The sequence below is a fragment of the Mesorhizobium sp. M5C.F.Ca.IN.020.29.1.1 genome, assembly GCF_003997375.1.
GTDB classification, from domain to species: domain Bacteria; phylum Pseudomonadota; class Alphaproteobacteria; order Rhizobiales; family Rhizobiaceae; genus Mesorhizobium; species Mesorhizobium wenxiniae.
The window spans coordinates 1-1,448 of sequence record NZ_RZSW01000938.1 but is presented as its reverse complement, the minus strand read 5'-3'; the positions used below and the strand labels follow the sequence as shown (position 1 = coordinate 1,448).

Below are 1,448 nucleotides of genomic sequence, written 5' to 3'. Positions count from 1 at the left end.
TTCAACGGCCGGCCGACCAGGGTCCACCCAGACCACATCGCGCGGGCCAGTGAAGCGGAAACCCTGCCACTGGTCGAGCCGGTCTATCCGCTCACCGCCGGGCTCTCGGGAAAAGTACTGCGCCGCGCAATCGGCCAAGCGCTCGCTCGCTTGCCGGTGCTGCCGGAATGGCAGGATGGCGAGTTTTTGCGCCGCCGCACCTTTCCTGCCTTTGGCGACGCGCTCGCCAGCATCCACAATCCCGCCGACCCGATCGACGTGTCCGTCGACGGCGCGGCCTGGCGGCGTCTCGCCTATGACGAGTTTCTGGCAGGCCAGGTGTCGCTGGCGCTGGTGCGCGCGAAAGTCCGCCGCTTGTCCGGACGACCGTTGGTCGGCGACGGCCGCGTCGTCGAAAACCTGCGCGCCGCCCTTCCCTATTCGCTGACTCCCAGCCAGGAATTCGCGTTGGCCGAAATCAACGCCGATCTCGCCGATCCCGAACGCATGCTGCGGCTTTTGCAGGGAGATGTCGGCTCCGGCAAGACGGTGGTCGCGCTACTCGCCATGGCGCGCGCCGTCGAGGCCGGCGGCCAGGCGGCGTTGATGGCGCCGACCGAAATCCTGGCGCGCCAGCATCTTGCGACGATTGCGCCTTTGGCGGAACAAGCCGGCCTGCGCATCGCCATCCTCACCGGCCGTGAAAAGGGCCGCGAGCGCACTGACACGCTGGCCGGTCTGGCCAATGGCGAGATCGACATCGTCGTCGGCACTCACGCCCTGTTCCAGGAAACGGTGACGTTCCACGACCTCGTCCTCGCCGTCATCGACGAGCAGCACCGCTTTGGCGTCCACCAGCGGCTTGCCATCACCGCCAAAGGCGATGCCCCCGACATGCTGGTGATGACGGCGACGCCGATCCCGCGCACGCTGGTGTTGACCGCTTTCGGCGACATGGATGTGTCGAAGCTGACCGAAAAACCGGCCGGTCGCCAGCCGATCCGCACCGTCACCCTGCCGCTCGAGCGGCTCGACGAACTGGTCGGCCGCATGCGCGACGCCGTCGCCGACGGCCAGAAGATCTACTGGATCTGCCCGCTGGTCGAGGAATCCGAAGAGATCAAGCTGATGTCGGCGGAGGACCGCTTTGCCTCGCTAAAGCCGCTGTTCGGCGACCGGATCGGCCTGGTGCACGGGCGCATGAAGGGCGGCGACAAGGACGAGGCGATACGCGCCTTCAAGACCGGCGAGACACGCATTCTGATCGCCACCACGGTCATCGAGGTCGGGGTCGATGTGCCGGATGCGACGATCATGGTCATCGAGCATGCCGAGCGCTTCGGCCTCGCCCAGTTGCACCAGTTGCGCGGCCGGGTCGGTCGCGGCGAAAAACCGTCCTCCTGCGTGCTGCTCTACAAGGATCCGCTCGGCGAGACGGCAACGCGCCGGCTGTCGGTGATGCGCGAGAC

At 67.0% G+C, this 1,448-nt stretch carries 1 protein-coding gene; it reads left to right on the top strand.

Annotated elements, in window-relative coordinates; translation table 11 throughout:
- A partial coding sequence (gene recG, locus EOA85_RS35165) for an ATP-dependent DNA helicase RecG (RefSeq protein ID WP_127212720.1) occupies window positions 1–1,448 on the top strand: 1,448 nt, incomplete at both ends.